The sequence below is a fragment of the Bacillus sp. EB106-04-02-XG92 genome (assembly GCF_058791995.1).
Map to the genome: position 1 here is coordinate 978,227 of NZ_JBYTEA010000001.1, position 25,598 is coordinate 1,003,824.

Here is a 25,598-nt window from a genome sequence, read left to right on the forward strand (position 1 = left end):
TGACCATGATGACCATGATGACCATGATGACCATGATGACCATGATGACCATGATGACCATGATGACCATGATGACCTTGGTGCGTTTGATAAAGAACAGCTTGCGGATGAATGTGGTGGTGACCGTGGTGATGTACTTGTTGTTGATGACCATGGTGGCCGTGGTGACCTTGGTGATGATGATGTCCATGGTGACCGTGTTGGCCTTGATGATGGTGTCCATGATGGTCGTGGTGACCTTGGTGATGATGGTGTCCATGGTGACCGTGTTGGCCTTGGTGACCTTGATGGTGATGATGTCCATGATGACCGTGAACAACTTGCGGATATCCACCTATTCCTCCAGCTATAACACCGACTCCAGGTACCGGAAATCCTGTCTGTACGCCAGCTACTGATGTCGGAAAGCTCCCTGTTACTGTAGGCATTCCAGCCCCTGATGTCGAAAAGCCTCCCATTGATGTAGGCATTCCAGCCCCTGATGTCGAAAAGCCTCCCATTGATGTAGGCATTCCAGTTTGTACGCCAGCTACCGATGTTGGAAATCCTCCTGCTGCTCCACCCATCCAGCTCGGAATTCCACCGTATCCTTGTTGGCCAGCTCCTCCCATTAACATCATTTGTTCATAACTACCCGATCCACCTCCGAAGAAGCCATGTGGTGCATTATTGTCCATCCCTTTCATTCCTTTCACCTCTTCTACTCAATTTAGCCTACCTTTTTTATCATATTTCCTATAGAAAAATAGGTGTTTGTCTGCACTAGAATTCCGCTTCTTTTTCTTCATTCATGATAAAATTAATTAACTGAATATTTTTTCTAGGAGGTATTTCTATTGAAAAACGTAACAAAGGCTTCTATCAATGACTTAGATGCAATCTTACATATAGATATTGATGTAATCGGAAATGATAGTAGACGAGATTATATTAAGGAGACTATTAATGAAGGTAGATGCATCATTGTAAAAGAAGATAATTCTATTTCCGGTTTTCTAACATACGATACAAATTTCTTTGGTTGTACTTTCCTCTCATTAATCATTGTTTCACCAACTAAAAGAAGGCGAGGCTATGCAAGCTCGTTAATCTCATATATGTTAAGTCATTCTCCTACTCAAAAAATCTTTTCTTCAACAAACAAATCGAATGAAAGTATGCATACAGTATTTCATTCGAACGGTTTTATACGCAGTGGCATGATTGAAAACTTAGATGAAGGTGATCCAGAGATTATTTTCTACACAAAAAAGCTCAGAGTATAAATACTCTGAGCTTTTATTTAGAATGAATTAGTTTGCAACAACGTTAACAAGTTTTCCAGGAACAACAATTACTTTACGAACTGTTTTCCCTTCAATTTGGTCTTGAATTGCTTCAAGTGCAAGTTGTTCCATTTCCTCTTTTGATGCGTCTTTACTCATTGTTAGTTTTGCGCGAACTTTACCCATAACTTGAACAACGATTTCAACTTCATCTTCTACAAGTTTAGACTCATCAAATGTTGGCCAGCTTGCATATGTGATTGTTTCATTGTATCCAAGTTTGCTCCATAGCTCTTCCCCGATGTGAGGTGCAACTGGTGCAATCATTTTTACGAAACCTTCTACATATTCTTTCGGAAGTGTTTCAGCTTTGTATGCATCGTTGATGAATACCATCATTTGAGAAATCGCTGTGTTGAAGCGAAGCTCTGCATAGTCTTCTGTCACTTTCTTCACTGTTTGGTGGTAAGCTTTTTCAAGCTCTTTATTTGGTGCATCCGTAATTTTCTCACTTAATTCACCGTTATCTTGAACGAATAGACGCCATACGCGATCTAGGAAACGACGAGCTCCGTCAAGACCATTTTCAGACCAAGCGATTGAAGCATCTAATGGTCCCATGAACATTTCGTATAGACGAAGTGTATCTGCACCGTGGCTTGCTACGATATCATCAGGGTTTACAACGTTACCTTTTGATTTACTCATTTTCTCGTTGTTTTCACCTAGAATCATACCTTGGTTGAATAATTGTTGGAATGGCTCTTTCGTTGGAACTACACCGATATCATATAATACTTTATGCCAGAAACGAGCATATAGTAAGTGAAGTACAGCGTGCTCTGCTCCGCCGATATAAATATCAACTGGAAGCCATTGTTTTACTTTTTCAGGATCTACAAGTGCTTCACTGTTGTTTGGATCGATGTAACGTAGGTAATACCAGCAGCTACCAGCCCATTGTGGCATTGTGTTCGTTTCACGACGACCTTTTTTACCAGTCTCAGGATCAACAACATTTACCCACTCGTCAATGTTAGCAAGTGGTGATTCACCTGTACCTGAAGGACGAATGTTTTCTGTTTTCGGAAGAACTAAAGGTAATTCTTCTTCTTTCACAGCTGTCATTGTACCATCTTCCCAGTGGATTACTGGAATCGGCTCACCCCAGTAACGTTGACGGCTGAATAACCAGTCACGTAGACGGTACGTTACTTTTTGATTTCCTGCGCTCGTTACTTCAAGCCATTCAATCATTTTTGCGATTGCTTCTTCTTTATTTAAACCATCAAGGAATGCTGAGTTTACGTGTGCACCATCACCTGTGTACACTTCTTTCGTAATGTCTCCGCCTTTTACAACTTCCTTCATTGGAAGATTGAATACTGATGCGAATTCATAGTCACGCTCATCGTGAGCTGGAACTGCCATTACAGCACCTGTTCCGTAAGTTGCAAGAACGTAATCAGCGATCCAGATTGGTAATTTCTCACCGTTTACTGGGTTTACTGCGTAAGCACCAGTAAATACACCAGTTTTTTCTTTCGCAAGTTCTGTACGCTCTAGGTCACTCTTCATTTTTACAGCGTTAATGTAAGCTTCTACCGCTTCTTTTTGTTCCGCTGTTGTAATTTCTGCAACAAGTGCATGTTCCGGAGCAAGTACACAGTATGTTGCACCGAATAATGTATCAGGGCGCGTTGTGAAAACTGTGAATTTCTCGTCTGTACCATCGATATTGAAGTGTACTTCTGCACCTTCAGAACGACCGATCCAGTTACGTTGCATATCTTTTAAGCTTTCTGGCCAATCAAGCTCATCTAGATCTTCTAATAGACGATCTCCGTAAGCTGTAATTTTTAACATCCACTGCCTCATCGGACGACGCTCAACTGGATGTCCGCCGCGCTCACTCTTACCGTCAATAATTTCTTCGTTTGCAAGTACTGTACCAAGTGCTGGACACCAGTTTACAGGTACTTCATCAACGTAAGCTAAGCCTTTTTCAAATAGTTTTAGGAAGATCCATTGTGTCCACTTGTAGTAGTTTGGATCTGTTGTATTTACTTCACGGTCCCAATCGTAAGAGAAACCTAATGATTTAATTTGGTTACGGAACGTATTAATATTATGCTCTGTAAATTCTGCTGGGCTGTTTCCAGTATCAAGTGCATATTGCTCTGCTGGAAGACCGAATGCATCCCATCCCATTGGATGAAGAACGTTATATCCTTGCATACGCTTCATACGAGATAAAATATCTGTCGCTGTATAACCTTCTGGATGTCCTACGTGTAGGCCTGCACCTGATGGATATGGGAACATATCTAGTGCATAAAATTTTGGTTTTTCTGTCTCATCTGGCGTACGGAATGTTTTATTCTCTTCCCAGTACCCTTGCCACTTCTTCTCAATATCTTGATGATTAAAGCTCATGAGATACCCTCCTTGAAATTCTATTTATTTTCACCGCCCAAAATACAAAAAACCTCTCATCCCTAGAAAGGGACGAGAGGTTATAGATTCCCGCGGTACCACCCTAAATTAATGTAAAAATGTACATTCGCTTAGATCCGTAACGTGGATTAACGGCAATTGCTACTATTAGTTTCACAACTGCAACTCAAAGGCGAGTTCATAACGAAACGTGGATTGACTTGCACCGACCGTCAACTCTCTAAACCAGCTTCTATTACTACTACTCCTTCTCACTGTTATTACAAATATGAGTTAAGTGAACTACCCTCCGCCTCGTATCTCTACAGAGCTTACTTAAAGCGTGGCTTCTCGGTTAATCGTTACTTTTCATAACTAACGAATTCGTCTTCAGACAGCCGAGCTATCTCCCTTGTTCAAAAGGTTGTTTTATTTAAATATATTCTAAAACATGTGAACATGTTCCGTCAAACTAAACTGCAATTTTTTCTTCAACTGTTTCTTCTACTTTGACTCGTTTATCATAAATGCTCGTTGCAATAATCGCTACTACAAGCATTACCATGATTGCTATAAACAATACTTCCATATTGTATAAATCAACAATTGCTCCGCCAACGACCGGTCCGAACATTTTTCCTACAGTTGCCGCGCTATTTACAACGCCTTGATAAAATCCAAGTTTATCTTTTGGCGCAAGTATATTTGCAATGGTCGGAACTGCTGGCCATACGAATAGCTCACCAATTGTTAATGTTACCATCGCAACGAGAAACATCGTAAATTGCTGCGCTTGACTTAACACAATGAATGAAGCTGCAAAAATGATAATTCCAATCATAATTTGTTGTTTTAAAGAACGCTTCATCCAGCGAATTAACATGCTAACTAGTGGCTGCGCACAAACGATCATCGCTCCGTTTATCGTCCATAATAAACTGTAGTGACGAAGGCTAATGTTTAATTCTTGCATATGTGTTGCAATTGCCCCTTGCCACTGTACGTATGTAACCCAGCATAACGCATACGCTACACATACGATAAGAAGTGCTTTGAATCCAGGCGTAAGCGACCAACCTTTTTTCGTTTCGACTTCTTTTTGTACGCCTGGCTCTTTTTTGTCTTCCATACCACGGAATCCAATAAAAGCAATTAAGAAGAATACAAAGTATAAAATAAAGTTCGCTAAGAAAATATAATCAAAACGATACGATGCAACTAATCCACCACACGCTGTTCCGATCGCAATACCAACGTTTTGTCCAACATACATCGCATTAAATGCTCGTCTTCCGCCCTCTGGCCAAACCGTACCAACCATCGCATACATCGATGGGAAGACCATTCCAGAACCAAATCCGATTAATGCTAGCCATACAACATATAACGGCCAACCGTGGAAGAACACAAGACCTAAAATCGATACGAGTGTAATCACAATCCCTACTAAAGTTGATTTATAACCGCCCCATTTATCAAATAAAACACCGCCGAGCAAGTTTCCGATTACACCAGTAAGCGAGTTGATCATTAATACCATTCCGGCCACAGATAAAGATTTTCCTAGGTGATCATGCAAATAAATTGTATTAAAAGGCCATAAAAAAGAAGCACCCGTGACATTAATAATCATCCCAGCTACTAATAGCCATACTTTCCTTGGCATAGTCTCCCCTCCTATTCTATTTTTTCGTTCATCTATAACAGTAAAATTGTAGTCGTTTTTAAATAGGAAGGCAACTGATTAATAGTTGATGAAATTCAGATAACGGTTTGTCGGTAAATGAAATTATACTGATTGCTGCTTGAAAATATATCGGCGATTTTGGAAATATATCAGCGATTATTAAAATATATCGACTTACCGACAAAAAACGACAGCAGTAACAATAAAAAAAGGGAGATTACATGAAGTTCATGCAGTCTCCCTTTTTTTATACTATCCAACTTCTTTTTCTCGCTTCGCACGTTCTTTAGTACTCCATTTAAATACCTTATCTAGTAGAGAGTATATTCTCCCAGACTCTTTCGTTAATAACGGTCCTAACGATGCTAATATTAAAACGTACAGTGCAGAGAACGGTTTAATTGCTGCCATTAAGCCACCCGCAATGCCGATATTCGCGACAATAATGGAGAACTCTCCGCGTGATACGAGGGTTAAACCAATATTCGTAGAAGCCTTATGCGATAACCCGGCTTTACGCCCTGCAATCATTCCAGCTGTAAAATTACCGATGAGTGTAATAAGAACTGCTCCTAACGCCAACCATACTGCTCCTCCAAGTGAAAATGGATCTATACTTAAACCGAAGCTGAAAAAGAATATAGCTCCAAAGAAATCACGAAACGGGACGACGAGATGTTCGATCCGATCGCTATGCTCTGTTTCAGAAAAGACAAGCCCTAACAATAACGCTCCAATCGCTTCCGCAACATGAATCGTTTCTGAAAATCCTGCTACAAAGAATAAAATAGCGAATATTACGATAATAAAAATTTCATTTGACGAAATATCTAATATTTTATTTAAGAACGGCGTAGCTTTTCTAGCGATTACAAAGAATAGTAGCATATATCCTACTGCGATTAATACCGATGTAAGAGCACCTATAAATGATGTTGCACCACCAAGTACTAACCCTGAAACGACTGATAAATATACAGCTAAAAAAATATCATCAAACATAATGATTCCTAATATTAATTCAGTCTCTTTATTGCCAGATCTTCTTAAATCAACAATTACTTTTGCAACAATTGCACTCGATGAAATTGTAATGATTCCAGCAATAATTAACGTTTCTAATAAGGGGAAGCCCATCACATATCCATAAATTAACCCTAATATGAAATTAAGCGATATGTGGACAGTCCCCCCAAAAGCAATCGACTTTCCTGATTTAATTAATTTTTTTATTGAGAATTCTAAGCCTAAATAGAATAGGAGGAATATGACGCCAACACGGCCGAGGAAGGAAATAACTTCTCCGCTTTCAATAAACCTTAAATCGATAAGTCCTAAATCTGGGGCATGAGGCCCCACTAACATACCGAGTATAATGAGAAACGGAATAATCGAGAACTTTAACTTCGCGGCGAGGATAGCTGCAAAAGCTACTAATACTAACGCAGTTCCAACTTCAAAGATTAAAGTATCCATCGATTATGAATCACCTCCTGCTGAAAGTAATTCATTAATAATTCTTTTCACTTCATGTCTCGCGCCTGATAATACAAGCATATCGCCAGCTTCAATAATAGAGTCTGGACCTGGATTAAAGAATTTCTTCATATTCTTTTTCAAAATGGCAATAATCGTTACGTTATATGTTTTTCTAACATGTAAACTACCAATTGTTTGTTGTACTACTGGCGCATGATTTTCTACCTTAAACCATTCAATTGATAATCCCTCAAAAGCCATCTCAATTGTGTCTAACGCTTGCGGTCTATATACCATTCCACCTAATATAGCTGCGATTTGTCTCGCTTCAGAATCACGAAGAGAAATGCTTGAAACACTCTCATCGTGATCCGCATCGAAATGATACATTTCTCTTCGGCCATCATCATGAATAACGATAACCATTTTTTCATTACCTTTTGTTATAACTTCAAATTTACATCCAATGCCCGGTAGTTCACTCTCTCTAATATTCATATTTTCCGCCTCCTAAAGTTTTTAGTTACGGCTTTTACAAATCTACATCAATCTCTGTTTTAAACTTCTCATCTTTTGAGATTCCTAAATACTTGAGCGTCTCTGATGGAGTCGCGTGATGGAAATGCTTTTGCAATAGTGCAATTGCTATTCCTCTTTTGTACGCGTGATATCCAAATGTTTTTCGCATTGAGTTCGTTCCAATCTTCCCAACAATTCCAACCGCTTCAGCTGCACTATGAATCACGCGATACGCTTGTTGGCGTGAGATTGAATTCGTTGTTTTATTAGATTGAAATACATAATTTTCTCTTTGAGCATCAATAGTTTGTACGTACTCTAAAAGTGCTTCTTTTACTTTTGTATTTAAATAAATATCTTGTTTAAACTTTTCATCTTTCACAGGAAGAGAGTAGAACTCTTTCACAGTTCCATCTTCATTTAATACCTCTTCAAATTTCATGCTAAGTAGTTCAGTAATCTTTAATCCTGTGTTAATTCCAATAACAAATAAAAGATAATCTCGCTGCGAGTGCTCTTTTAAATACTTTTTCATAGCCTCAATTTGGCTTATATCTTTTAATGCCTCTACAACTTCCATACATGTATCTCCTCATCTTATGAACGGTAATTTTCTCATTATCCTGTTCATTTTACCTTATCACGCTATGGGATTTCCATGTATTATCCATTATTTTCACAATATACGACTTAGGTCTGACAATTCTTCATTCGGAAATTTATGATTGTACAAATACGGTGTGGGTAGAAAAATAGGGGATACAAGTTCAGCTCTTTCTATAGATTGGATTCCTCCTTTCATTTTCCGGTTGCTGATACTCACATATTATGTTACTTATTTATATTATATTATATATTTCAGTAACATTAAAGTATTTTTTTCTGAAAATACAAAAAGCCGAGTACTTTCACTCGGCTTTTTACGTATTAATCTTCTTTTGGAAGAACAATTCCTTTATACAATTGAACTGTAATGAAGTAATAAATCGCATAAATAACTATGAAAATTACGATTGGTACCCAAATACGGAAGTACGGATCGATTAAAATAAATCCGAAAATATTCATACCAACTAATACGTGAGCGATACCCACAATGGCTGGGAATAAAAATACTAAGAATAACTCTTTATAAATCGATTTCGTTAATAACTCACGGCGCACACCGATTTTACGAAGCATTTGATAGCGCGTAATATCTTTTGATGCACCAGAAAGAATTTTAAACATTAAACAACTTGCCATCATCGCTAAGAACGCAATTCCAAGGAAGAATCCCATAAACACTGTTCCACTCGCAATGCCGTAGAACCCACTATAAGCTTGATATTTACTATCCATTTGTTCAGCTTTTACATTTTTATATTTATCTAGCTGCAACTCGTCAAGTTTTTTCCATTCTTTTTTATATGTTAAAAAATCATCTGTTTTTCCGATAAATGCTATACCTTCTTTACCATTTATCCCATCGTACATTTTTTGATCTACAATTTTAATTGCATGATCCTGGTATACATAAAATGGCTGAATTGTTCTGAAAGCATCGTCCCATTCTGCCGGAAGTTCTTTCGCATTCGCATCTTTTTCGTTCATTTCTCTAGAAACTGCACCTACCGGTAGTTCCTCTGAAGCTTTTTTCGTATTTACTAAATCCTTCATAGACTTCATCTTTGCCATATCTTTTACTAACGGACGATTTTTCTCTAAATCTTCTTTTACATAGTAAACGTATTTATCATCAACTTTATAACGATATTCGCTTTTCTCTTTAAATGTAATACTGTCTAAAATTTTCTTTTCTTCAGCTGTTGGGTTATGAACTACTGAATCATAGATTACTAAACCGTCTACCATTTTTATAACGTTATTTTTAAACGCCATACCACCTGAAATCGCACCAGCCCCAAGCGCAACTAACATCGCCACTGTCGCAAGTACTTTCGTTAAACTATTAATACGGAAGTTTAATTGTGCAAATGTAAAAGCGTTAAGTCCTTTTTCACTACGTTTTTTATTACTCTTTAACTTTTTAATAATAACTGGAAGAAGAGATCCAAATAGCATATAAGTACCCGATGTTGTTGTAACTAATGCAATAAGTATTCCCATCTCTTTTAGTTTTTCCATATAGATCATAGATGCATAACCTATACCTAATAAAATAACAGCAAGGAATGCCACTACAACTGTCTTTTTACCTTTTACTGCAACACGCTCTGTTTGTGCATCTGCATGTACAAGTTGCAATACAGAAATACGTGACAATTTAATACTGTTCATAATTGCTGACAATACAAATAATGCAAAGAAGAAGATGCAAGTAACGGTCATAGATGGTAAGTAAAATGCTTTATACCCTTCACCAGCAAATTCAAGCTGTTTCATTAATAACTGTCCGATACCTTCTGCAAGTCCTACTCCAACTGCAATTCCGATTGCAAGAGACGCAGCACCTAATACGATTGTTTCAATAAACATAAGTAATGTAACTTTATGTTTTTTTGCTCCTAACATCATATACATACCGAACTCTTTTTGACGAAGAGATAATAAGAAAGAGTTTGCATATAAAATGTAGAAGAACGTTATAATGGCTAATAAAAATGATCCTGCTTGGAATACGAATCCAATAGATTTAATAACTGAATTAGATTCTAAAAATGCTTTATTCAATGCTAACGTTTGGAACATGTAAAAAATTGAAATCGACATGACAAGACCGACAAGTAAGACAATATAATCTTTCAGCTTACTTTTCAGCCCTGACATGGAAAGTTTAAATAACATACTGGAACCTCCTTTCTTACGCTTTTTGTGTACCTAAGTCTGCAAGTACATCTAAAATTTCTTTGTAGAACTCTTCACGCGTACCACCGCGATGAATTTCTTTATATAGCTCACCATCTTGAATGAATAAAATACGCTGACAGTAACTTGCACTGTACGGATCATGCGTAACCATCATAATTGATACGCCTTGATCTTTATTTAAGTTTGTCATCGCATCAAGTAAACTCGTCGCATTTTTAGAATCAAGAGCTCCTGTTGGCTCGTCCCCTAAAATAATTGCCGGCTCATGCACAAGCGCACGTGCTGCTGCTGAACGTTGTTTCTGTCCACCAGATACTTCAGATGGATACTTTTGAAGTATTTCTGTAATCCCTAACATATCCGCTACTTTCTCTACTTTCGGTCCAATATTACGTGATGGAACACCTTGAAGAGAAAGCGGAAGTGCAATGTTTTCATAAATAGATAAATTCTCTAATAAGTTAAAGTCTTGGAAAATGAATCCTAATTTTTGTGAACGGAAATCAGAAAGCTCACCTTGTTTCATTTTCGTAATATCCGTACCCGCAATTTCAACAACGCCGCCCGTTGCTTTATCAAGCGTTGAAATTACATTTAATAATGTCGTTTTACCAGAACCAGATGGTCCCATAATCCCAACAAACTCACCCTCTTGAATCGAGAATGAAACACCTTTTAACGCGTGTGATTGGTTCTCACCTTTTTTACCGTACACTTTTTGAACGTTTTTCACGTCTACAACTGGTTTCGTCATATATATCCTCCTACGCTTGTTTTTCCATTACCTATTTTGCGCCTTTTAGAAGGGAACTGCTATTTGTTAACATTACAATTACCTTACACTTTTGTAATATAAAAAAGGTGGGCGTGTAAGGTTCGTTTTTTCTTTTTGATCAACTTCATCGGTAAATGAAATTTTATCAGCGATTTTTCAAATATATCGGCGATTCTTCCACTTTTATCAGCGATTCCCAAAATATATCGGCGATTCTTCCACTTTTATCAGCGATTTTCAAAATATATCGACTTATCGACAAAAGATGACAATAAAATGGGCTGTACCGCAAAAGGAACAGCCCACTTCTCTCTCTATTTCTTTAAAGGGGTTACCGTCCAATACGTAATAACACGCCAAATCCATTCTAGTGGACCCATTTTAAAGATTTTCATCCAAATTACACTAAACACAATTTGAATAGCGTAAATTGCGATACACACATATAACGTCTGCATGTATGTTAAATTTCCTGCAAAGTTACATACACTACCTGCAATTAAGATTATTGCAGTTTGTCCGATATAATTTGTTAACGCCATACGACCGTAGTATTTCAGTGGTGCTAACAATGTTTGAACTGGTTTTAACTGAAGTAATAAAATTAACGCTCCGACATAGAAAGCTGAAATAATTGGTCCGACTGTCACGCCAATTTTTAAGAATTGACCTGTAGCGTCCATTGTTCCATCCTCATTCATGAGCATCATATTTACGAATGGCTCAGCAGGAACGTGTCCATATTGATACCATAACGCTACGACACTTAAAATGAACATAACGCCTGTAAAAATAGCAACTTGTTTAATTTTTGCTGAAAGATTTTCAAATACTTTATACTGCCCTGCAGCAAGACCTAATAAAATTAAACCTAATGGTAATAATTCCTTAGCTGCCATAATACTAAAAGCTATCGTAAGAATAAGACCAATTACTACATTCACTTCTTTTTTCGCTTTATAAAACGGTAAAACGATTAATCCACAAATTGCGTATAACGCTAGTGCTTCTCCAGGCTGAAACATTTGATGAATTAACCCAAAAATAAATAGCGCAACTACGCGGCGGAGAAATAGAACGTATCCATTCTTCCCTTTCGCAATTGCCCTTGTAATGAAGATGTAGAATCCTACTCCAAATAAGAATGAAAAAATCGAGAAGAAACGACCTTCTACAAATAAGTATAGAAACCTTTGATAACTAGCATCTACTGTATTAGGATCTGGCACTTTAATATTCAGTAGTGCAAGAATATTCACCAAAATAATCCCCAGTAATGCGAAGCCACGAATGTAATCTAACTCATCAATTCGTTTGTTTGTAATGTTGTTCCCCATAAAGCCACTCCTTGTCCAAAATTTAATCCTCCCTTACTCTACTGGAAATATAATCTTACAACTATCGGCAAACCTTACAGAAATCTTACATTATTGTCATATAGCAAAATAAAACCAGGTCATATTGCGACCTGGTTTACTCTGATTGCTTTGATCTTTGAGGTTGTCCTTTTTTACTATTTCGCTGTTTCACTTGAACAACTGGATCAAGTTCATTCGAAAACTCAGCGTTATGTCCATTTTGTGTTTTTTGCTCTGGATTATTTTGATCTGAACGTTTCGCCATTACATTCACTCCTTATTAGTGCGGTGTAATAATCATTTGATGTTGCAATTGGCGAATTGCCATACGTGCTCTATTTAATTGCTCACGTTGCTCATCATTCGCATGTTGTTGCATCGTTTGTAAATCGTTATATGCTTGTTCTAATTTTAACTGCGCATCCGAATACTCCATCGTATTATAATGCTCTTGTCTCATGCCTTGGTCTAATTGTTCTTTCGCATATTCCACCGCTTGTTCCGCTTGTGTAATATACGATTCAAGTGATTGACGCTCTGCCATAATTGTCCCTCCTTGCTTCAATTCCCCTTTAGTGTGTCCCTTCCATATGAACCTTATGAGTATGTTATAATGGATTTTGTTTCATTTTGACTCGGCTTAGGAGGGAAAGTAATGAAGGTTCAAAACCCTTTTCCATATACAAACGACAATAAACGTTATCATACATGGAATTACCATTTACGAAATGAATTTGGTGAAAAAATCTTTAAAGTCTCATTAGATGCTGGCTTCGATTGTCCGAACCGTGACGGTACAGTTGCTTATGGCGGGTGTACATTTTGTAGTGCCGCTGGATCTGGTGACTTTGCTGGCGATCGCCGCGATGATGTTATAACGCAATATCATGAAATGAAAGAAAAAATGCGCTTAAAGTGGAAAGACGGAAAATGTATTGCTTATTTCCAAGCGTACACAAATACACATGCACCACTTGAAGTATTAAAAGAAAAGTTCGAACCTCTTCTAGCAGAAAAAGACGTTGTCGGTCTTTCTATCGCAACTCGTCCAGATTGCTTACCAGATGATGTTGTTGAATATTTAGCGGACTTAAATAAACGCACATACCTTTGGGTTGAACTCGGACTACAAACTGTTCACGAACGGACTGCAAACCTTATTAATCGCGCTCACGATTACCCGTCTTACGTGGAAGGCGTAAATAAATTACGTAAGCACGGCATTAGAGTTTGCTCTCATATTATTAACGGTCTTCCCCTTGAAGATTACGACATGATGATGGAAACAGCTCGTGAAGTAGCGAAGCTTGACGTACAAGGAATTAAAATCCACTTACTTCACTTATTAAAAGGAACGCCAATGGTGAAGCAATATGAAAAAGGACAACTAGAATTCCTTTCTCTTGAAGATTACGTAAATCTCGTTGTTGACCAACTTGAAATGATTCCAGAAGACGTAATTGTGCACCGCATCACAGGTGACGGTCCGCCTGATTTAATGATCGGCCCAATGTGGAGCTTAAATAAATGGGAAGTATTAAATTCCATCGATGCAGAATTTGTACGCCGCGGAAGCTGGCAAGGAAAATATGCAAATGAGGAGAAACAACAATGAAATTAGAACGTGTATTACCGTTTGCTCGCTCACTTCTGCAAACGGCAGTAAAAGAAGGCGATTATGCTGTAGATGCAACTTTAGGAAACGGGCATGACACTTGCTTCCTAGCTGAAATCGTTGGAGATAACGGAAAAGTATTTGGATTTGATATTCAAAAAGAGGCGATTGAAAGCTCAACAACTCGTCTAAAAGAAAAAAAACTTTTCGAACGTACTGTTTTAGTTCACGATAGTCACGATACACTTCTATCCGTATTACCAGAAGATGCAAAAGGAAAAGTAACAGGCGCAATTTTCAACTTAGGTTACCTTCCAGGCGGAGACAAGCATATCGTTACAAAACCGAACTCAACAATTTCGGCAATTGAACAATTACTAGAAGTAATGGCACCTGAAGGAATCATCGTCCTTGTCATTTACCATGGACACCCAGAAGGACAAGTAGAACGTGACGCTGTTCTCAAATTTGCAGAAGAACTAGACCAAAAACAAGCTCATGTACTGCGATATGGCTTCATTAACCAGCAAAATAACCCGCCATTTATTGTGGCGATTGAAAAGCGATAAAGTGAAACTTTAATCAGTGGGGGCATTCCCCACTGATTATTAGTTGAACCAATCGGGCATTTATGGGCAGTTTATCTCCCACCTAACATCTTTGCTCCAGGCGAATTTTAAGGTGGGAGTTTTACTGCCCGTTAATGCGGGGTAATATATCAACGATTCGACACACTATATCAACTTATCGACAAAACATAACAAAAAAAGACGTGCGCTCACTGCACGTCTTTTTTTTATTCTCCTATATAATGGATGTATACAATATTTGAAGAAAGAAGGATAGAAATTTGCTAGTAGAACTAAGGGGAATTCAAAAGAAGTACGGCAAATCACTTATACTAAACAACATCGATTTATCCATTCCAGAAGGAGAAGCACTCGCCATTGTTGGCGGGAACGGGACTGGAAAAAGTACTCTACTCAAAATAATTGCAGGTTTTATTTCACCTACAGCAGGAACACTTCAAAGAAAAGAACATATACAAATCGGCTATGTACCTGAACATTTTCCTGAAGGGATTCGTTTTACATTAGAGGATTATCTATATCATCTCGGCCACATTCACGGTTTATCAACAAAATATTTAAAAGATAAAATTCCGATGCTTCTTGAATCTTTTCATTTACATCATGCAAGACATTCCATTGTACGAAACTTTTCAAAAGGCATGAAACAAAAAACAGGCATTATGCAAGCATTGCTTACGGACGTACATTTATTAATTTTAGACGAACCACTTTCCGGGCTCGATCCTAACTCTCAGCAAGAATTAGAACATACTTTACTCTCATTAAAACAACAAGGCATATCTATACTCTTCACATGTCACGAAAAGCAACTACTAGAAAACTTCGCCGATAGAATTGTGACGTTAGCAAATCATACAATCACGGAAGATATCTCTGTGCAAAAGGCAGCAGAACAAGTCTATATTGAAGCAATCGTGCACGAAACATTTTCAGCGATAGAACTACGGAAGCAATTAGGATTTATACACGTTGCACACAATTCAAATCAAAACCTTATTCAATTACAAATCGAAAAAGAATATACAAATGAAATGCTTCAGTTTTTATTACATAAAAAAGCATCTATCACACTGCTACAACCTAACTTTTAAATTGAAAGAAGGTTTATTATGTTTGCGCTTATTCGTTATCACTTTCTCGACTATACAAAATCGTATAAGTACGTCCCTCCTATTGCGATGTACTTTGTGAGCTTACTTTTTGTATATACATATAAACCGACTCCTATTGTACCGACATACTTGGAAACGGCACTCGCACTTTATTTATTATCTGCTTGGATTACAGTCACAATTTTTCATACTGAAGACCCTGTCCAAGAACAAATTACTATTTCTCACACAAATAATATTTCCGCACTATATGTTGGTAAATATATTACGGCTCTTCTCATTTGTTCTGTGTTATCTTTTATATCTGTAATCTATCCAATTATTTTGCAAATGTTTAATGAAGAAATGACAGTTTCTTTATTTTTAATCGGATTTCTCGCTCACATGTCTTTCTCTATACTAGGAATTTCAATTGCAACTTTATTTACTAGAAATATTATTCAAAAAGCAAGCACAGCTTGGCTTAGCCTTACATTCATATTACTTATAACGATCGCCTCCATCCGGTTTAAAAAAGAGTTGCTATGGTTTTTACCACCTGTCGAAAGCTTTCTAATGCTTGGACAATACAAATTTAATATACTGACTCACACACTATGGCTCACAGCTTGGGCTATCGTATATTCATTTTTATTACTTACTTTATTTCTTTTTATCGTTCGCAAAAAACGTTTTTAATTACATATTAAAGGAGACAAACCAATGATCGGAATACTAGCAGGAATGGGGCCAAAATCAACCGGACCATTCGTCGATACAGTTGTAGCAAAGTGTCAAACAATATACGGAGCAAAACATGATATGGACTTTCCTCATATGATGATTTATTCGTGTCCAACACCATTTTATATGGATCGGCCTATTGATCATGAAGCGATGAAGAACGCGATTATTGAAGGGGCACAAAAACTTGAAAGTACTGGCGTAGACTTTATCGCTATGCCGTGCAATACGGCTCATCTTTATTTTGAGGAATTACAGCATTCTCTTTCCATTCCGGTTTTAAATATAGTCGATGAGACGTTACAAACAATTCCTGAAAATATAAAAAGAGTCGCGCTTCTCGCAACAGAAGCGACAGTTCAAGCTGGTATTTATCAAGACGGGATTGCAAAGCGTAATATAGAATATATTCATCATGAAACATGGCAGGAAATGATTAATCAAATTATTACTTGGATTAAATCTGGAGAGGTTGAAGAAGCTCGCGAATTGTGGAATGCGCTCGTTTTACAATTGAGAGATGAAGTCGATACCGCCATTATCGCATGTACCGATTTGAACGTGGTGGCGAGTGAGGATTTTGTTGATTCCGCTCAATGTCTTGCGAAAGCGGTTGTTAGGATGTATGTAGAAACTATAAGGGGGGCCCAATGAATATACCTTTTGAAATGGGATACACATTTGACGAAAACCTTAGAGAAAAACCTATATCCCTTGCTGAAATGAAGCAAGGGATTGCATTTTTGAAAGAACATTTACATGAAGGACCGTTATATGGAAAGAACTGCGGATTAATCGGTGTTTATGAACGAATCGCTGGCAACCTTTCTAAAAGTAAATATTACTTACAAGAGGCACTTCAATATTACACACAAATAGACAACATGAAAGGGATTTTTATTAACAAACTTCGTCTTGCACATACATATCATTGGGAAAGAAAATTTACTGCTGCAAATGCACTCTTTACGGAACTTCTACAAACACTACCAGACTTCCCCACCTATGAAGACTTCTTCTACCAACATTACGGAAAAAGTAAATTAGATGAGGGTGACTTTCATACCACCCTTACTTGTTTTCAAAAAGCGCTTCAAGTCAGGCTACAAAAAGGAGATGAAGAGCTGATTCATTCAACTAAGCTTTGCATTACGTATTGTATATCTCACCTATGAAAATCCAAAAACTTTTAACATTTTTCACAATTCTTTCAAAGTAATCACACTTAATCTCGCTATATTAAATACGTAGTTATTCATATAGGGAAGGTTAGGGGAACTGAAAGTATGAAAGTAAATCGTTCGCTTCATTACATTTTTTGGCGTTGGCATTTTTATGCTGGGCTTTTTATTACGCCGCTTCTTATTACTTTGTCACTGAGTGGCATTGGGTATTTATTTCGTGAAGAGGTTGAAGATTTCATCTATAAAGATTTATATTTTGGGAAGAGCGCCCAAACGGAATCTATTTCGATGTCTGATTCTATTTCCTTAACAGAGAAAAAATATCCGCATTATAGTGTGGCAAAAATTAGTGAGTTTAATGGGGACTATAATACGAGACTTACGATTGCAAATGAATATACGGGGCAACAAAAATATGTGTATTTAGATAGCAATAATCAAATTATTGGGGATCAAAATGCAAATGAAACGTTTGCCAATATAATGAGGGAATTACATAGTTCTCTTTTAGTCGGTGGCACTGTCGTCAACTATATTGTAGAGCTTGCGGCATGCTGGACAATCTTCTTAATTGTGACTGGATTGTACATGAGTATACGCCAATTCAAAAATACACCGGCATCCAATAAGCGAGAAAAAGCAAAACGACGTCATTCTATTATCGGTATTATATTTACAATTCCTCTCGTTCTGCTAGTCGCATCTGGATTGCCTTGGTCAGGATTTATGGGGAACCAAATTTATAAAATTGCATCTTCTAATGAATCACTTGGATATCCAAAATTGTACATGGCACCGCCTGAATCAAAGGTAAAAGAATTGCCGTGGGCAACAAGAAAAGAAGCTCCTCCTGAATCAAATTCAAATGAACCGAAAGCAATTTCTGTCGATGAATTACAAAAAGGAATTGAAATAAAGAAACCATATGTAATCTCATTACCAACTGATCCGAAAGGTGTATTCACTGTTTCGAAATCGAGCGGTTCTGGTATTACAGGTATGCATGTCGCACCAAATGAAGAAATAACAACTTATTTTGATCAATATAGCGGAGAGCTTATTTCCAAAACAGACTATCGTGATTATGGCTTATTTGCACAATGGTTCACTTACGGTATCCCTCTTCACGAAGGACATTTATTCGGATGGCCAAATAAAATATTATGCTTACTAACGACATTATCTTTATTGCTTCTCATTTATTACGGAATAAAAATGTGGTTAGCAAGAAGGCCGAAAGGAAAATTAGCAGCACCACCAAAGCAAAGAGATAAGAAAAGCATAATCGTTTTCTTTATCATGATGGTTATACTAGGCGCTGTCATGCCTTTATTCGGACTATCTGTTTTAGTTATTTTTGCGGTTGAACTTCTTATATATGTATTTTCAAAAATACGATCATAATGAAAAAGCATTTGTACTCTCGTGTACAAATGCTTTTTATTTACTATTTTCTTTTTTTCTACCACTTATTAAAAAGACAATATCTACTATAATAATCAATGCAATAATAACTTGGGCTACATAATCCATCTTTGTAGGGCCACCAGCTTTATTCATCATCACATACATTCCAGTTACAAACGAAATGGAAAGTAGGACGAGTAATGTTACTTCAATATTGTCATATAGATTTTGAAACAATCGCTTCACTTCCATCACCACATTTACCATATTATAACAAAAAAACCACTCTACAAGAGTGGTTTTCTTCATCACTGCGCCATTTTCTTTCGGTACATCTTCCCGTTCCAATAGAAGAATCGTGAAGTGAGGCCTCCGTATTTTACAATGCGCCGTGCCATTTTGTGCATATTCTTTTGTGCTGATACTTTTTGGTCTGATAAATAAATACCAAGTAATCCTCGGCTTATGAGACGATGAAACTTCGCATGAGGCAAATCACCAATGCTCTTCTCTGCTTCTTCTACAAAATGTTTCATACGATCTAATATCGCTTGCTCGTTTTCGTAATAACTACAGAAGTTCAAATCTCCGCCTATACGGTCTTCTTCTTGATCAATGAAATAATCAAGCAAAATGTGAAGTCCTTGTACGTAAGGGAAGTACCCTTGTCTAATTTTCGCAATATCTTCATCATGTAATTCATCGTGGAATGCATATGCGACAAGACAGAAAATTCCAAGCGTAGAACCGGCACATGCTGAAAATTCAAACCAGCTCATCTCAGGTAAGTTTTCTTTATGTGCTTCAAACCACGTTTGTAATCGTGGTTCTCTTTCTTCTAATTTTACATGTTTATGAATTTGTAAATCACAATAATAACAAGCAAGTTCATGAAGAATAGGAGCAATTTTATCATAGTGCTTCGTTTTCTTTAAAACATCTTGGCATGTTTCAACAAGTTCATCTAAATAACCACCATCATCTTGATCATCACGATAACGATAATAATTACCGCCACCTTCTACTTCAGGTGATAATGCCATTAACATCGATTCATGCAGTGCAGCAAAATCATTTGGATCAAGTGATGTACTACGATCACATAAATTATCTAAATAGTCGCTGATCGTTTGATACGCTACGATAAAACGAATACATTCCTCTCGGTGCTCATTTGCTAATAGCGCTAAAATGCCACCGCCTTCGCAATGAAACGTTTTATGCTCAATACTTGCGATTGCCTGACTATGAAGCTCATCATTCGGAATATGGTAGGCACGCTCTTTCCACATCGCTAGCTCATGGTGTACAACCGGAAACACATCACGGTATACTTTCGCCATGAGCGTTATGGGATTACTCGGTACGTTCACTTCTTCCTTCATCTCCTCTATTCAATGTACAAATAAATTACTTATTTGTTTGTTTCTATTATGTTATTGATGCGTATTTCAGTAAATGACTGAATATAATTCAAAATTTCATCACGCTCATACTCATTTAATAACTCGTGATAACAATTCGGCCATTCTTTGAAAGCCTTATCACTTATTTTAACATTATCAAACCAAGTGCGGACACGTGTTTTATCTACAAGTTTATCCTCACAAGCTTGCATTAGCAAGAGCGGAACATCTGGAAAATCATCTATTTTCTTATGAGCAATTTCGATAGACTTAATCAATTCACTATACCAACGTACTGATACTTTGCGCAAGAACAATGAATCATTCTCCATCGCGTCCCGAACTTCATGATTACGAGTTGACATTTCCACTGTAAGATTCGTTGCAAATTGCAATTTTGGAGCGACCACATTTAATATTTTTGAGGCAACTTGAAGCGGTGCTGAAGGTCCAGCTACTACACCTAAACATGGTGAACTTAAAATAATGCCGTCTACATCTTCTCTCTTCGTTTCTTGCATCATACGAATAACGATAAGACCACCCATACTATGACCGAATATAAAAATAGGTAACCTATACTTCCTTGCCTCTTTCACCCATAATTTAACTTCCTCTATGTATTCATCAAATGAATCAATATGTCCTCTATTTCTTGAAGTCGTTCCGTGCGACGGAAGGTCCCCCATCACGACGTGGTAGCCGTTATGATTCCACATTTCCGCTACAGCTTCATAACGTCCGTGATATTCCATTGCGCCGTGCACGATAACAACGACAGCTTTCGCTTCCTCAGCTTCATAATTCCACATACGGACCTCCTCCATTTCACTCTTTCTCATAATTTGATACACTAAAACTAGTCTCTAGGAAAGGAAGACTTTACATGATATATCCTTATAAAGAAAAAAATCCGAAAATTGCGAGTAGTGCTTTTATCGCTGACTATGTTACGATTACAGGCGATGTTTCCATTGGCGAGGAATCAAGTATTTGGTTTAATACAGTCATACGCGGTGATGTGTCACCAACAATCATTGGAGACCGAGTAAATGTACAAGACCAATGTACACTCCACCAAAGCCCACAGTATCCTCTTATTTTAGAAGACGACGTAACTATTGGGCATCAAGTTATTTTACATAGCTGTCATATTAAAAAAGATGCTTTAATTGGAATGGGGTCTATTATATTAGATGGTGCTGAAATTGGCGAAGGAGCTTTTATCGGCGCTGGAAGCCTCGTTTCACAAGGAAAGAAAATCCCGCCAAACACGTTAGCCTTCGGTCGCCCAGCGAAAGTCATTCGTGAATTAACAGAGGAAGACCTTAAAGACATGGAGCGAATTCGCACGCAATATGTTGAAAAAGGTCAGTATTATAAATCATTACAGAAGTAACTTTTCCAGCTGCCATTAAAGTGGCAGCTTTTTTTATAAAAACTAACTTTTTCTTTACAAAACATTATTACTCCCTCAATAAAATCTTATTAAAATAAAAGCTAATATCTCCATATATATGTAAGCGAGGGAGGAGAATTTTCATGAAGGTCAGTGGACTGTATAAAATAGAATGTTACATTTTCAAAGAAATTAACCGATACTTTGATCAAAAGACATTAAATATCTTTTTCAGCAATATTACTCATATCGGTGGTGCTACTTTCTCAATCGCACTCACACTTTTCTTTTTAATTTTCGCAAAAGGGACTTTGCATCAAGCTGCAATCGCAACTGCTATTTCTTTAGCAGTTAGCCATATTCCTGTACAAATATTAAAAAGATGGTATCCTCGAAAACGTCCTTATTTAACAATTCAGGATGCGAAATATCCAGTCCATCCATTAAAAGACCACTCTTTCCCGTCTGGTCATACAACAGCCGTTTTCTCTGTCCTCATTCCATTTATTTGCTATAATCCAAGTTTATTTATTTTTCTATTACCATTAGCATTATGCGTTGGTATTTCTCGCATTTATTTAGGGCTTCACTATCCGTCTGATGTATTTGTCGGTATGTGCCTCGGCACTTGCTCTGGCATTATCTCTTTTTATCAATTCATCCCACTTTTCGTATAAAGGAGTGATATGATGAGAGTCGCCATTTTTACCGATACTTTTACACCACAAGTCAACGGGGTTGCGAAAACATTAGAACGATTAACACGTTATTTTCAGAAAGAAAAGATTGCCTATTCTGTTTTCGCTCCTCAGCATACAGCTGAAGATAATTTCGTGGCTAATGTGAACAAGATGAGAAGTATCCCGTTAACAATATTATATCCAGAATGTCGCTTTTCTTTTCCTACTCCACGCATTAAACGAGAACTTCTTTCCTTTAAGCCTGACATTATTCACATTGCCACACCTTTCAACATGGGACTTTGTGGATTGTATTATGCAAAAAAGTTAAACATCCCAGTTATCGGTTCTTATCATACTGATTTCGATGCTTATTTACGCTATTACAAAATCGAATTTCTCTCTAATATGCTTTGGAACTATTTAAAATGGTTTCATAGTCATATGCAAAAAAATTTCGTTCCTTCTTTTGAAACGTTACACCAACTAAAAAATAAAGGCTTTCAAGCCCTCTCCATTTGGGGACGTGGTGTAGATTGTACACTCTTTCATCCATCTTATAATACAGACCTATTCCGAAGAAAATATAATATTACAGCGAAGCATATCCTTTCCTATGTTGGACGGATTGCCCCTGAAAAGGATATTGATACGTTGCAACACCTTATCGTAAAAACGACGCATACTCGAAACGACATTCATTGGCTCATCGCAGGAGACGGTCCGCTAGCAACAAATTTACGTGAAGCTGTTCCGAAAACAAATGTCACTTTTACTGGCTATTTACAAGGTAAGGATTTAGCTGAAGCATATGCTTGTTCTAACATCATGGTATTTCCATCCGCTACTGAAACGTTCGGAAATGTCGTACTCGAATCACTTGCATGCGGTACACCTGTCATCGGTGCAAATAGTGGCGGGGTTAAAAATATTATTACAGACGGAAAAACAGGAGTTCTTTGTCCCCCAAAACATGCCGATTCATTTCTATCATCCATCCATTCTTTATTGCAAAATGAAGAACAACTTATACAAATGGGCATAGCGGCTTCATCTTATGCTAAAACAAAAAGCTGGGATGAAATTTTCCGTGGGTTACTTGACCAATATGAAGAAGTCCTTCAGCACACCGCATCAGAATTACTTGCTTAAACAGAAAAACTCCCTTCAAAAAAACGAAGGGAGTTTATTACACAGTTATAAATTTTAGTTTCATAAATGATACATAAGGTTAAACATTGCTTTATTTCTATATTCATTATATCAAAAATAAACATAACTAAACAGACTTGTTATAAAAACCCATAAAAATTAATATATGGTTATACAGCATTTTAACTGTATAGTGATTTTAAGAAATTCCCCTTAAAATCAACTTACTCACATACCTTTATACAGTAATTGTTCTCCAATTTCTGTATACCAAAAGACCTTTCATTCATTTGAAAGGTCTTTTTGAGCCTGCACATATTCTTCTTTCGTGTTCACATTTATAAACCAATCCGCATTCGCTTGCACATCTTCACCAGCAATATATTTCACATTACATTGTGATAAAAGCTGGCCCATACTTCTTTTTTCTTCCTGAAGCAAAGCATAAATCTTTTCTTTCACACGGTTATGATACGCTGCAAGTAACGGTTGTTTCCTTCCATTAATAATAGGTACAACCGCATCATATTCATTGCTCGTTTGCTCTAGTAAAATGGCAAACCATTCTTGTGAAACATTTGGCGCATCGCAAGGCATAATAGCATACCAATCGGCTTCTATATATTCCATTCCTGATACAATTCCAGCAAGTGGTCCATTTCCTTTGTAATGCGGAATATCTTCTATAACAGGAACTTGTACAAGTTCCTCTAATCGCTCTTTTAGATCAGAATGACTAATGACCACAACTTCTTGGAGCGCATTTGTCATCACTTTCACAATATGCTCTATAAAAGTACTACCTTGCCAACTCGCTAACGCTTTCGGCTCACCAAATCGACTCGACATACCGCCTGCTAATACAATTCCAGCATACTTACTCATTGGCGATGCAGCTCAAATGTAATATGACCTAATTCCGGTAAAATTAATTTATTCATCGCAAGACGAACTGCCCCGCTAGACCCTGGCATGGAAAAGACAACTTTGCGCCCAATTGTACCGCCGATTGCTCTACTTAACATCGCGCTGCTTCCGATATCTTCTAAATAACTAATCATGCGGAACAACTCACCAAACCCGACAATTTCTTTATGTAATAGCGCTGATACTGCTTCAATCGTCACATCACGCTTCGTAATACCAGTACCGCCATTTGTTAACACGACATCAACATCTTCTCTATGATAACCAGCTAACACCGCTTGCTGAATACTTTCTTTATCATCTTTTACAATTTCATAAGAGGTCACTGTATGCCCTGCTTCTTTTAATAATTCATGTAATAGTTGTCCGCTCTTGTCCGTCTCTTCTGTACGTGTATCAGAAATCGTTACGATCTTGCAACGTACTTCTTTCGGTGCTTGTTTTTTATGTTCAGTTACGCTCATTTTATATCTTCCCTTTCCTAAAATCTTTTCTTCATTTTATCATATCTATCTTTACACAATTATGTATGAAGCTGCTAATACACCATGATACAATATAAGTATATACAACCACAAAAAGGAAAATATACTTTCTTGTACTCCTAGACTACACATCATTAGCTACTCTTTAAATCCTCTTATATTTTCCACATAGTAGATTTCATTTTAAATTACAAAATAATTTGGAGGTTCACTCACTATGGAACTTTATAAAAAACTAACAACAACATTCATCCTCTTATTCGTCGCTTCCATTACTGTCGGCTTTTCTCTAAAAGGTGCAATTCCATACGCTACATTAGTAAGCATTATATTCGCAACACTATTTTTACTAAGCAGTGCCTTTTGCGCAGGGAAAGCACGCCAAATGAAAGGGTGATTACATATGTTCAAGAAGAAACCAATCCTTTGTAAATCCTGCGGGAAAGAAATACAAACATATGAAAAAGCGTGGATTCATATGCCATTTCCGGCGAGCGGTATGACGAATATGAAAAAGTACATTGAGCTAGACGGAGAAGTTTATTGTGGTTCTTGCATCCAAGTCGTAAATAAAACCAAATAAAA

The 25,598-nt window shown here is 37.2% G+C and carries 29 protein-coding genes and 1 other annotated feature; of the genes, 13 read left to right on the forward strand and 16 right to left on the reverse strand.

Annotated elements, in window-relative coordinates; translation table 11 throughout:
• The coding region (locus AC3WVA_RS05210) for a hypothetical protein (RefSeq protein WP_492321815.1) at positions 1–686 on the reverse strand (686 nt) is incomplete at its 3' end.
• 150 nt (positions 687–836) lie between these two features.
• Here AC3WVA_RS05210 and AC3WVA_RS05215 point away from each other — a divergent pair.
• Entirely contained in the window at positions 837–1,265 is a 429-nt protein-coding gene (locus AC3WVA_RS05215; RefSeq protein ID WP_048529469.1) for a GNAT family N-acetyltransferase, read from the forward strand.
• A gap of 27 nt (positions 1,266–1,292) precedes the next feature.
• On the opposite strand, the gene leuS is transcribed toward AC3WVA_RS05215, so the two are convergent.
• The 10 genes from leuS to AC3WVA_RS05265 all read right to left on the reverse strand — a co-directional run bounded on the left by leuS (position 1,293) and on the right by AC3WVA_RS05265 (position 12,874).
• Complete coding sequence (leuS, locus tag AC3WVA_RS05220) at positions 1,293–3,701, reverse strand: leucine--tRNA ligase (protein WP_087958479.1); 2,409 nt, start codon at positions 3,699–3,701, stop codon at positions 1,293–1,295.
• A 65-nt stretch (positions 3,702–3,766) separates the two neighbouring features.
• Positions 3,767–3,986 (reverse strand) — a binding site (T-box leader).
• Positions 3,987–4,173: 187 nt separating this feature from the next.
• Entirely contained in the window at positions 4,174–5,367 is a 1,194-nt protein-coding gene (locus AC3WVA_RS05225) for an MDR family MFS transporter (protein ID WP_048529473.1), read from the reverse strand.
• Between the two features lie 273 nt (positions 5,368–5,640).
• Positions 5,641–6,864, reverse strand: coding sequence for a cation:proton antiporter (locus AC3WVA_RS05230; RefSeq protein WP_098346820.1), 1,224 nt, complete (start codon positions 6,862–6,864; stop codon positions 5,641–5,643).
• Positions 6,865–6,867: 3 nt separating this feature from the next.
• A complete protein-coding gene (locus AC3WVA_RS05235; RefSeq protein ID WP_061531264.1) occupies positions 6,868–7,365 on the reverse strand; it encodes a cation:proton antiporter regulatory subunit in 498 nt (165 codons plus the stop codon).
• Positions 7,366–7,399: 34 nt separating this feature from the next.
• A complete protein-coding gene (locus AC3WVA_RS05240; RefSeq protein ID WP_071757101.1) occupies positions 7,400–7,966 on the reverse strand; it encodes a tyrosine-type recombinase/integrase in 567 nt (188 codons plus the stop codon).
• A 347-nt stretch (positions 7,967–8,313) separates the two neighbouring features.
• Positions 8,314–10,173, reverse strand: coding sequence for an FtsX-like permease family protein (locus AC3WVA_RS05245; protein WP_098520379.1), 1,860 nt, complete (start codon positions 10,171–10,173; stop codon positions 8,314–8,316).
• Positions 10,174–10,189: 16 nt separating this feature from the next.
• Complete coding sequence (locus AC3WVA_RS05250) at positions 10,190–10,951, reverse strand: ABC transporter ATP-binding protein (protein ID WP_000165844.1); 762 nt, start codon at positions 10,949–10,951, stop codon at positions 10,190–10,192.
• Between the two features lie 335 nt (positions 10,952–11,286).
• Positions 11,287–12,309: a DUF418 domain-containing protein gene (locus AC3WVA_RS05255; protein ID WP_098520380.1), complete on the reverse strand. Its 1,023-nt coding sequence runs from the start codon at positions 12,307–12,309 to the stop codon at positions 11,287–11,289.
• Between the two features lie 136 nt (positions 12,310–12,445).
• Entirely contained in the window at positions 12,446–12,595 is a 150-nt protein-coding gene (locus AC3WVA_RS05260; RefSeq protein ID WP_001129345.1) for a hypothetical protein, read from the reverse strand.
• Positions 12,596–12,610: 15 nt separating this feature from the next.
• Positions 12,611–12,874, reverse strand: a complete 264-nt coding sequence (locus tag AC3WVA_RS05265; protein ID WP_000840868.1) for a YtzC family protein — start codon at positions 12,872–12,874, stop codon at positions 12,611–12,613.
• Between the two features lie 111 nt (positions 12,875–12,985).
• Here AC3WVA_RS05265 and mnmL point away from each other — a divergent pair, with 111 nt between their 5' ends.
• The 7 genes from mnmL to AC3WVA_RS05300 all read left to right on the forward strand — a co-directional run bounded on the left by mnmL (position 12,986) and on the right by AC3WVA_RS05300 (position 18,961).
• On the forward strand, positions 12,986–13,945 hold the full coding sequence (mnmL, locus tag AC3WVA_RS05270) for a tRNA modification radical SAM protein MnmL/YtqA (protein WP_098346817.1): 960 nt from the start codon (positions 12,986–12,988) through the stop codon (positions 13,943–13,945).
• A complete protein-coding gene (gene mnmM / locus AC3WVA_RS05275; protein ID WP_048551221.1) occupies positions 13,942–14,514 on the forward strand; it encodes a tRNA 5-(aminomethyl)-2-thiouridylate-methyltransferase MnmM in 573 nt (190 codons plus the stop codon). Before mnmL ends, mnmM begins: the two co-directional genes overlap by 4 nt.
• Positions 14,515–14,795: 281 nt before the next feature.
• Positions 14,796–15,629, forward strand: coding sequence for an ABC transporter ATP-binding protein (locus AC3WVA_RS05280; RefSeq protein ID WP_195756117.1), 834 nt, complete (start codon positions 14,796–14,798; stop codon positions 15,627–15,629).
• A gap of 18 nt (positions 15,630–15,647) precedes the next feature.
• Entirely contained in the window at positions 15,648–16,328 is a 681-nt protein-coding gene (locus AC3WVA_RS05285; protein ID WP_098346815.1) for an ABC transporter permease, read from the forward strand.
• 24 nt (positions 16,329–16,352) lie between these two features.
• Entirely contained in the window at positions 16,353–17,027 is a 675-nt protein-coding gene (locus AC3WVA_RS05290; protein ID WP_098881636.1) for an aspartate/glutamate racemase family protein, read from the forward strand.
• Positions 17,024–17,548 (forward strand): hypothetical protein, encoded by a 525-nt coding sequence (locus tag AC3WVA_RS05295; protein ID WP_195756116.1) that lies wholly within the window; start codon positions 17,024–17,026, stop codon positions 17,546–17,548. The genes AC3WVA_RS05290 and AC3WVA_RS05295 overlap by 4 nt, the downstream gene beginning before the upstream one ends.
• Positions 17,549–17,659: 111 nt before the next feature.
• Positions 17,660–18,961 carry a PepSY-associated TM helix domain-containing protein gene (locus tag AC3WVA_RS05300; protein ID WP_098881638.1) on the forward strand — a complete coding sequence of 434 codons (1,302 nt, stop codon included), beginning with the start codon at positions 17,660–17,662 and terminating at the stop codon, positions 18,959–18,961.
• Positions 18,962–18,997: 36 nt separating this feature from the next.
• Here the strand turns inward: AC3WVA_RS05300 and AC3WVA_RS05305 are convergent, their stop codons facing one another.
• The 3 genes from AC3WVA_RS05305 to AC3WVA_RS05315 are packed head-to-tail and all read right to left on the reverse strand — an operon-like array spanning position 18,998 to position 21,182.
• Positions 18,998–19,231 carry a hypothetical protein gene (locus tag AC3WVA_RS05305; RefSeq protein WP_492321827.1) on the reverse strand — a complete coding sequence of 78 codons (234 nt, stop codon included), beginning with the start codon at positions 19,229–19,231 and terminating at the stop codon, positions 18,998–19,000.
• Positions 19,232–19,272: 41 nt separating this feature from the next.
• Complete coding sequence (locus AC3WVA_RS05310; protein ID WP_048529503.1) at positions 19,273–20,337, reverse strand: tetraprenyl-beta-curcumene synthase family protein; 1,065 nt, start codon at positions 20,335–20,337, stop codon at positions 19,273–19,275.
• 41 nt (positions 20,338–20,378) lie between these two features.
• Positions 20,379–21,182, reverse strand: coding sequence for an alpha/beta hydrolase (locus AC3WVA_RS05315; protein ID WP_098346811.1), 804 nt, complete (start codon positions 21,180–21,182; stop codon positions 20,379–20,381).
• Positions 21,183–21,256: 74 nt separating this feature from the next.
• On the opposite strand from AC3WVA_RS05315, the gene AC3WVA_RS05320 reads away from it, so the two are divergent.
• The 3 genes from AC3WVA_RS05320 to AC3WVA_RS05330 all read left to right on the forward strand — a co-directional run bounded on the left by AC3WVA_RS05320 (position 21,257) and on the right by AC3WVA_RS05330 (position 23,601).
• Complete coding sequence (locus AC3WVA_RS05320; protein WP_098346810.1) at positions 21,257–21,769, forward strand: gamma carbonic anhydrase; 513 nt, start codon at positions 21,257–21,259, stop codon at positions 21,767–21,769.
• Between the two features lie 143 nt (positions 21,770–21,912).
• A complete protein-coding gene (locus AC3WVA_RS05325) occupies positions 21,913–22,446 on the forward strand; it encodes a phosphatase PAP2 family protein (protein WP_492321816.1) in 534 nt (177 codons plus the stop codon).
• Between the two features lie 12 nt (positions 22,447–22,458).
• Positions 22,459–23,601 (forward strand): glycosyltransferase family 4 protein, encoded by a 1,143-nt coding sequence (locus AC3WVA_RS05330; protein ID WP_098346808.1) that lies wholly within the window; start codon positions 22,459–22,461, stop codon positions 23,599–23,601.
• 282 nt (positions 23,602–23,883) lie between these two features.
• On the opposite strand, the gene AC3WVA_RS05335 is transcribed toward AC3WVA_RS05330, so the two are convergent.
• Positions 23,884–24,486 carry a molybdenum cofactor guanylyltransferase gene (locus AC3WVA_RS05335; RefSeq protein WP_098346807.1) on the reverse strand — a complete coding sequence of 201 codons (603 nt, stop codon included), beginning with the start codon at positions 24,484–24,486 and terminating at the stop codon, positions 23,884–23,886.
• Positions 24,483–24,992 (reverse strand): MogA/MoaB family molybdenum cofactor biosynthesis protein, encoded by a 510-nt coding sequence (locus AC3WVA_RS05340; RefSeq protein WP_000117134.1) that lies wholly within the window; start codon positions 24,990–24,992, stop codon positions 24,483–24,485. The genes AC3WVA_RS05335 and AC3WVA_RS05340 overlap by 4 nt, the downstream gene beginning before the upstream one ends.
• 238 nt (positions 24,993–25,230) lie before the next feature.
• Here AC3WVA_RS05340 and AC3WVA_RS05345 point away from each other — a divergent pair, with 238 nt between their 5' ends.
• The gene (locus AC3WVA_RS05345; protein ID WP_000424805.1) at positions 25,231–25,410 is read left to right on the forward strand and encodes a hypothetical protein; all 180 of its coding nucleotides are present in this window, start codon (positions 25,231–25,233) and stop codon (positions 25,408–25,410) included.
• A 6-nt stretch (positions 25,411–25,416) separates the two neighbouring features.
• Positions 25,417–25,596 (forward strand): hypothetical protein, encoded by a 180-nt coding sequence (locus tag AC3WVA_RS05350; RefSeq protein ID WP_048529512.1) that lies wholly within the window; start codon positions 25,417–25,419, stop codon positions 25,594–25,596.
• Positions 25,597–25,598 lie beyond the last annotated feature (2 nt).

Bases quoted from the DNA above. Each gene is read 5' to 3' on its own strand.
- leuS (WP_087958479.1), bottom strand. From the start codon at position 3,701: ATGAGCTTTAATCATCAAGATATTGAGAAGAAGTGGCAAGGGTACTGG.
- AC3WVA_RS05225 (WP_048529473.1), bottom strand. From the start codon at position 5,367: ATGCCAAGGAAAGTATGGCTATTAGTAGCTGGGATGATTATTAATGTC.
- AC3WVA_RS05230 (WP_098346820.1), bottom strand. From the start codon at position 6,864: ATGGATACTTTAATCTTTGAAGTTGGAACTGCGTTAGTATTAGTAGCT.
- AC3WVA_RS05235 (WP_061531264.1), bottom strand. From the start codon at position 7,365: ATGAATATTAGAGAGAGTGAACTACCGGGCATTGGATGTAAATTTGAA.
- AC3WVA_RS05240 (WP_071757101.1), bottom strand. From the start codon at position 7,966: ATGGAAGTTGTAGAGGCATTAAAAGATATAAGCCAAATTGAGGCTATG.
- AC3WVA_RS05245 (WP_098520379.1), bottom strand. From the start codon at position 10,173: ATGTTATTTAAACTTTCCATGTCAGGGCTGAAAAGTAAGCTGAAAGAT.
- AC3WVA_RS05250 (WP_000165844.1), bottom strand. From the start codon at position 10,951: ATGACGAAACCAGTTGTAGACGTGAAAAACGTTCAAAAAGTGTACGGT.
- AC3WVA_RS05255 (WP_098520380.1), bottom strand. From the start codon at position 12,309: ATGGGGAACAACATTACAAACAAACGAATTGATGAGTTAGATTACATT.
- AC3WVA_RS05260 (WP_001129345.1), bottom strand. From the start codon at position 12,595: ATGGCGAAACGTTCAGATCAAAATAATCCAGAGCAAAAAACACAAAAT.
- AC3WVA_RS05265 (WP_000840868.1), bottom strand. From the start codon at position 12,874: ATGGCAGAGCGTCAATCACTTGAATCGTATATTACACAAGCGGAACAA.
- mnmL (WP_098346817.1), top strand. From the start codon at position 12,986: ATGAAGGTTCAAAACCCTTTTCCATATACAAACGACAATAAACGTTAT.
- mnmM (WP_048551221.1), top strand. From the start codon at position 13,942: ATGAAATTAGAACGTGTATTACCGTTTGCTCGCTCACTTCTGCAAACG.
- AC3WVA_RS05285 (WP_098346815.1), top strand. From the start codon at position 15,648: ATGTTTGCGCTTATTCGTTATCACTTTCTCGACTATACAAAATCGTAT.
- AC3WVA_RS05290 (WP_098881636.1), top strand. From the start codon at position 16,353: ATGATCGGAATACTAGCAGGAATGGGGCCAAAATCAACCGGACCATTC.
- AC3WVA_RS05295 (WP_195756116.1), top strand. From the start codon at position 17,024: ATGAATATACCTTTTGAAATGGGATACACATTTGACGAAAACCTTAGA.
- AC3WVA_RS05300 (WP_098881638.1), top strand. From the start codon at position 17,660: ATGAAAGTAAATCGTTCGCTTCATTACATTTTTTGGCGTTGGCATTTT.
- AC3WVA_RS05305 (WP_492321827.1), bottom strand. From the start codon at position 19,231: ATGGTAAATGTGGTGATGGAAGTGAAGCGATTGTTTCAAAATCTATAT.
- AC3WVA_RS05315 (WP_098346811.1), bottom strand. From the start codon at position 21,182: ATGTGGAATTATGAAGCTGAGGAAGCGAAAGCTGTCGTTGTTATCGTG.
- AC3WVA_RS05320 (WP_098346810.1), top strand. From the start codon at position 21,257: ATGATATATCCTTATAAAGAAAAAAATCCGAAAATTGCGAGTAGTGCT.
- AC3WVA_RS05325 (WP_492321816.1), top strand. From the start codon at position 21,913: ATGAAGGTCAGTGGACTGTATAAAATAGAATGTTACATTTTCAAAGAA.
- AC3WVA_RS05330 (WP_098346808.1), top strand. From the start codon at position 22,459: ATGAGAGTCGCCATTTTTACCGATACTTTTACACCACAAGTCAACGGG.
- AC3WVA_RS05335 (WP_098346807.1), bottom strand. From the start codon at position 24,486: ATGAGTAAGTATGCTGGAATTGTATTAGCAGGCGGTATGTCGAGTCGA.
- AC3WVA_RS05340 (WP_000117134.1), bottom strand. From the start codon at position 24,992: ATGAGCGTAACTGAACATAAAAAACAAGCACCGAAAGAAGTACGTTGC.
- AC3WVA_RS05345 (WP_000424805.1), top strand. From the start codon at position 25,231: ATGGAACTTTATAAAAAACTAACAACAACATTCATCCTCTTATTCGTC.
- AC3WVA_RS05350 (WP_048529512.1), top strand. From the start codon at position 25,417: ATGTTCAAGAAGAAACCAATCCTTTGTAAATCCTGCGGGAAAGAAATA.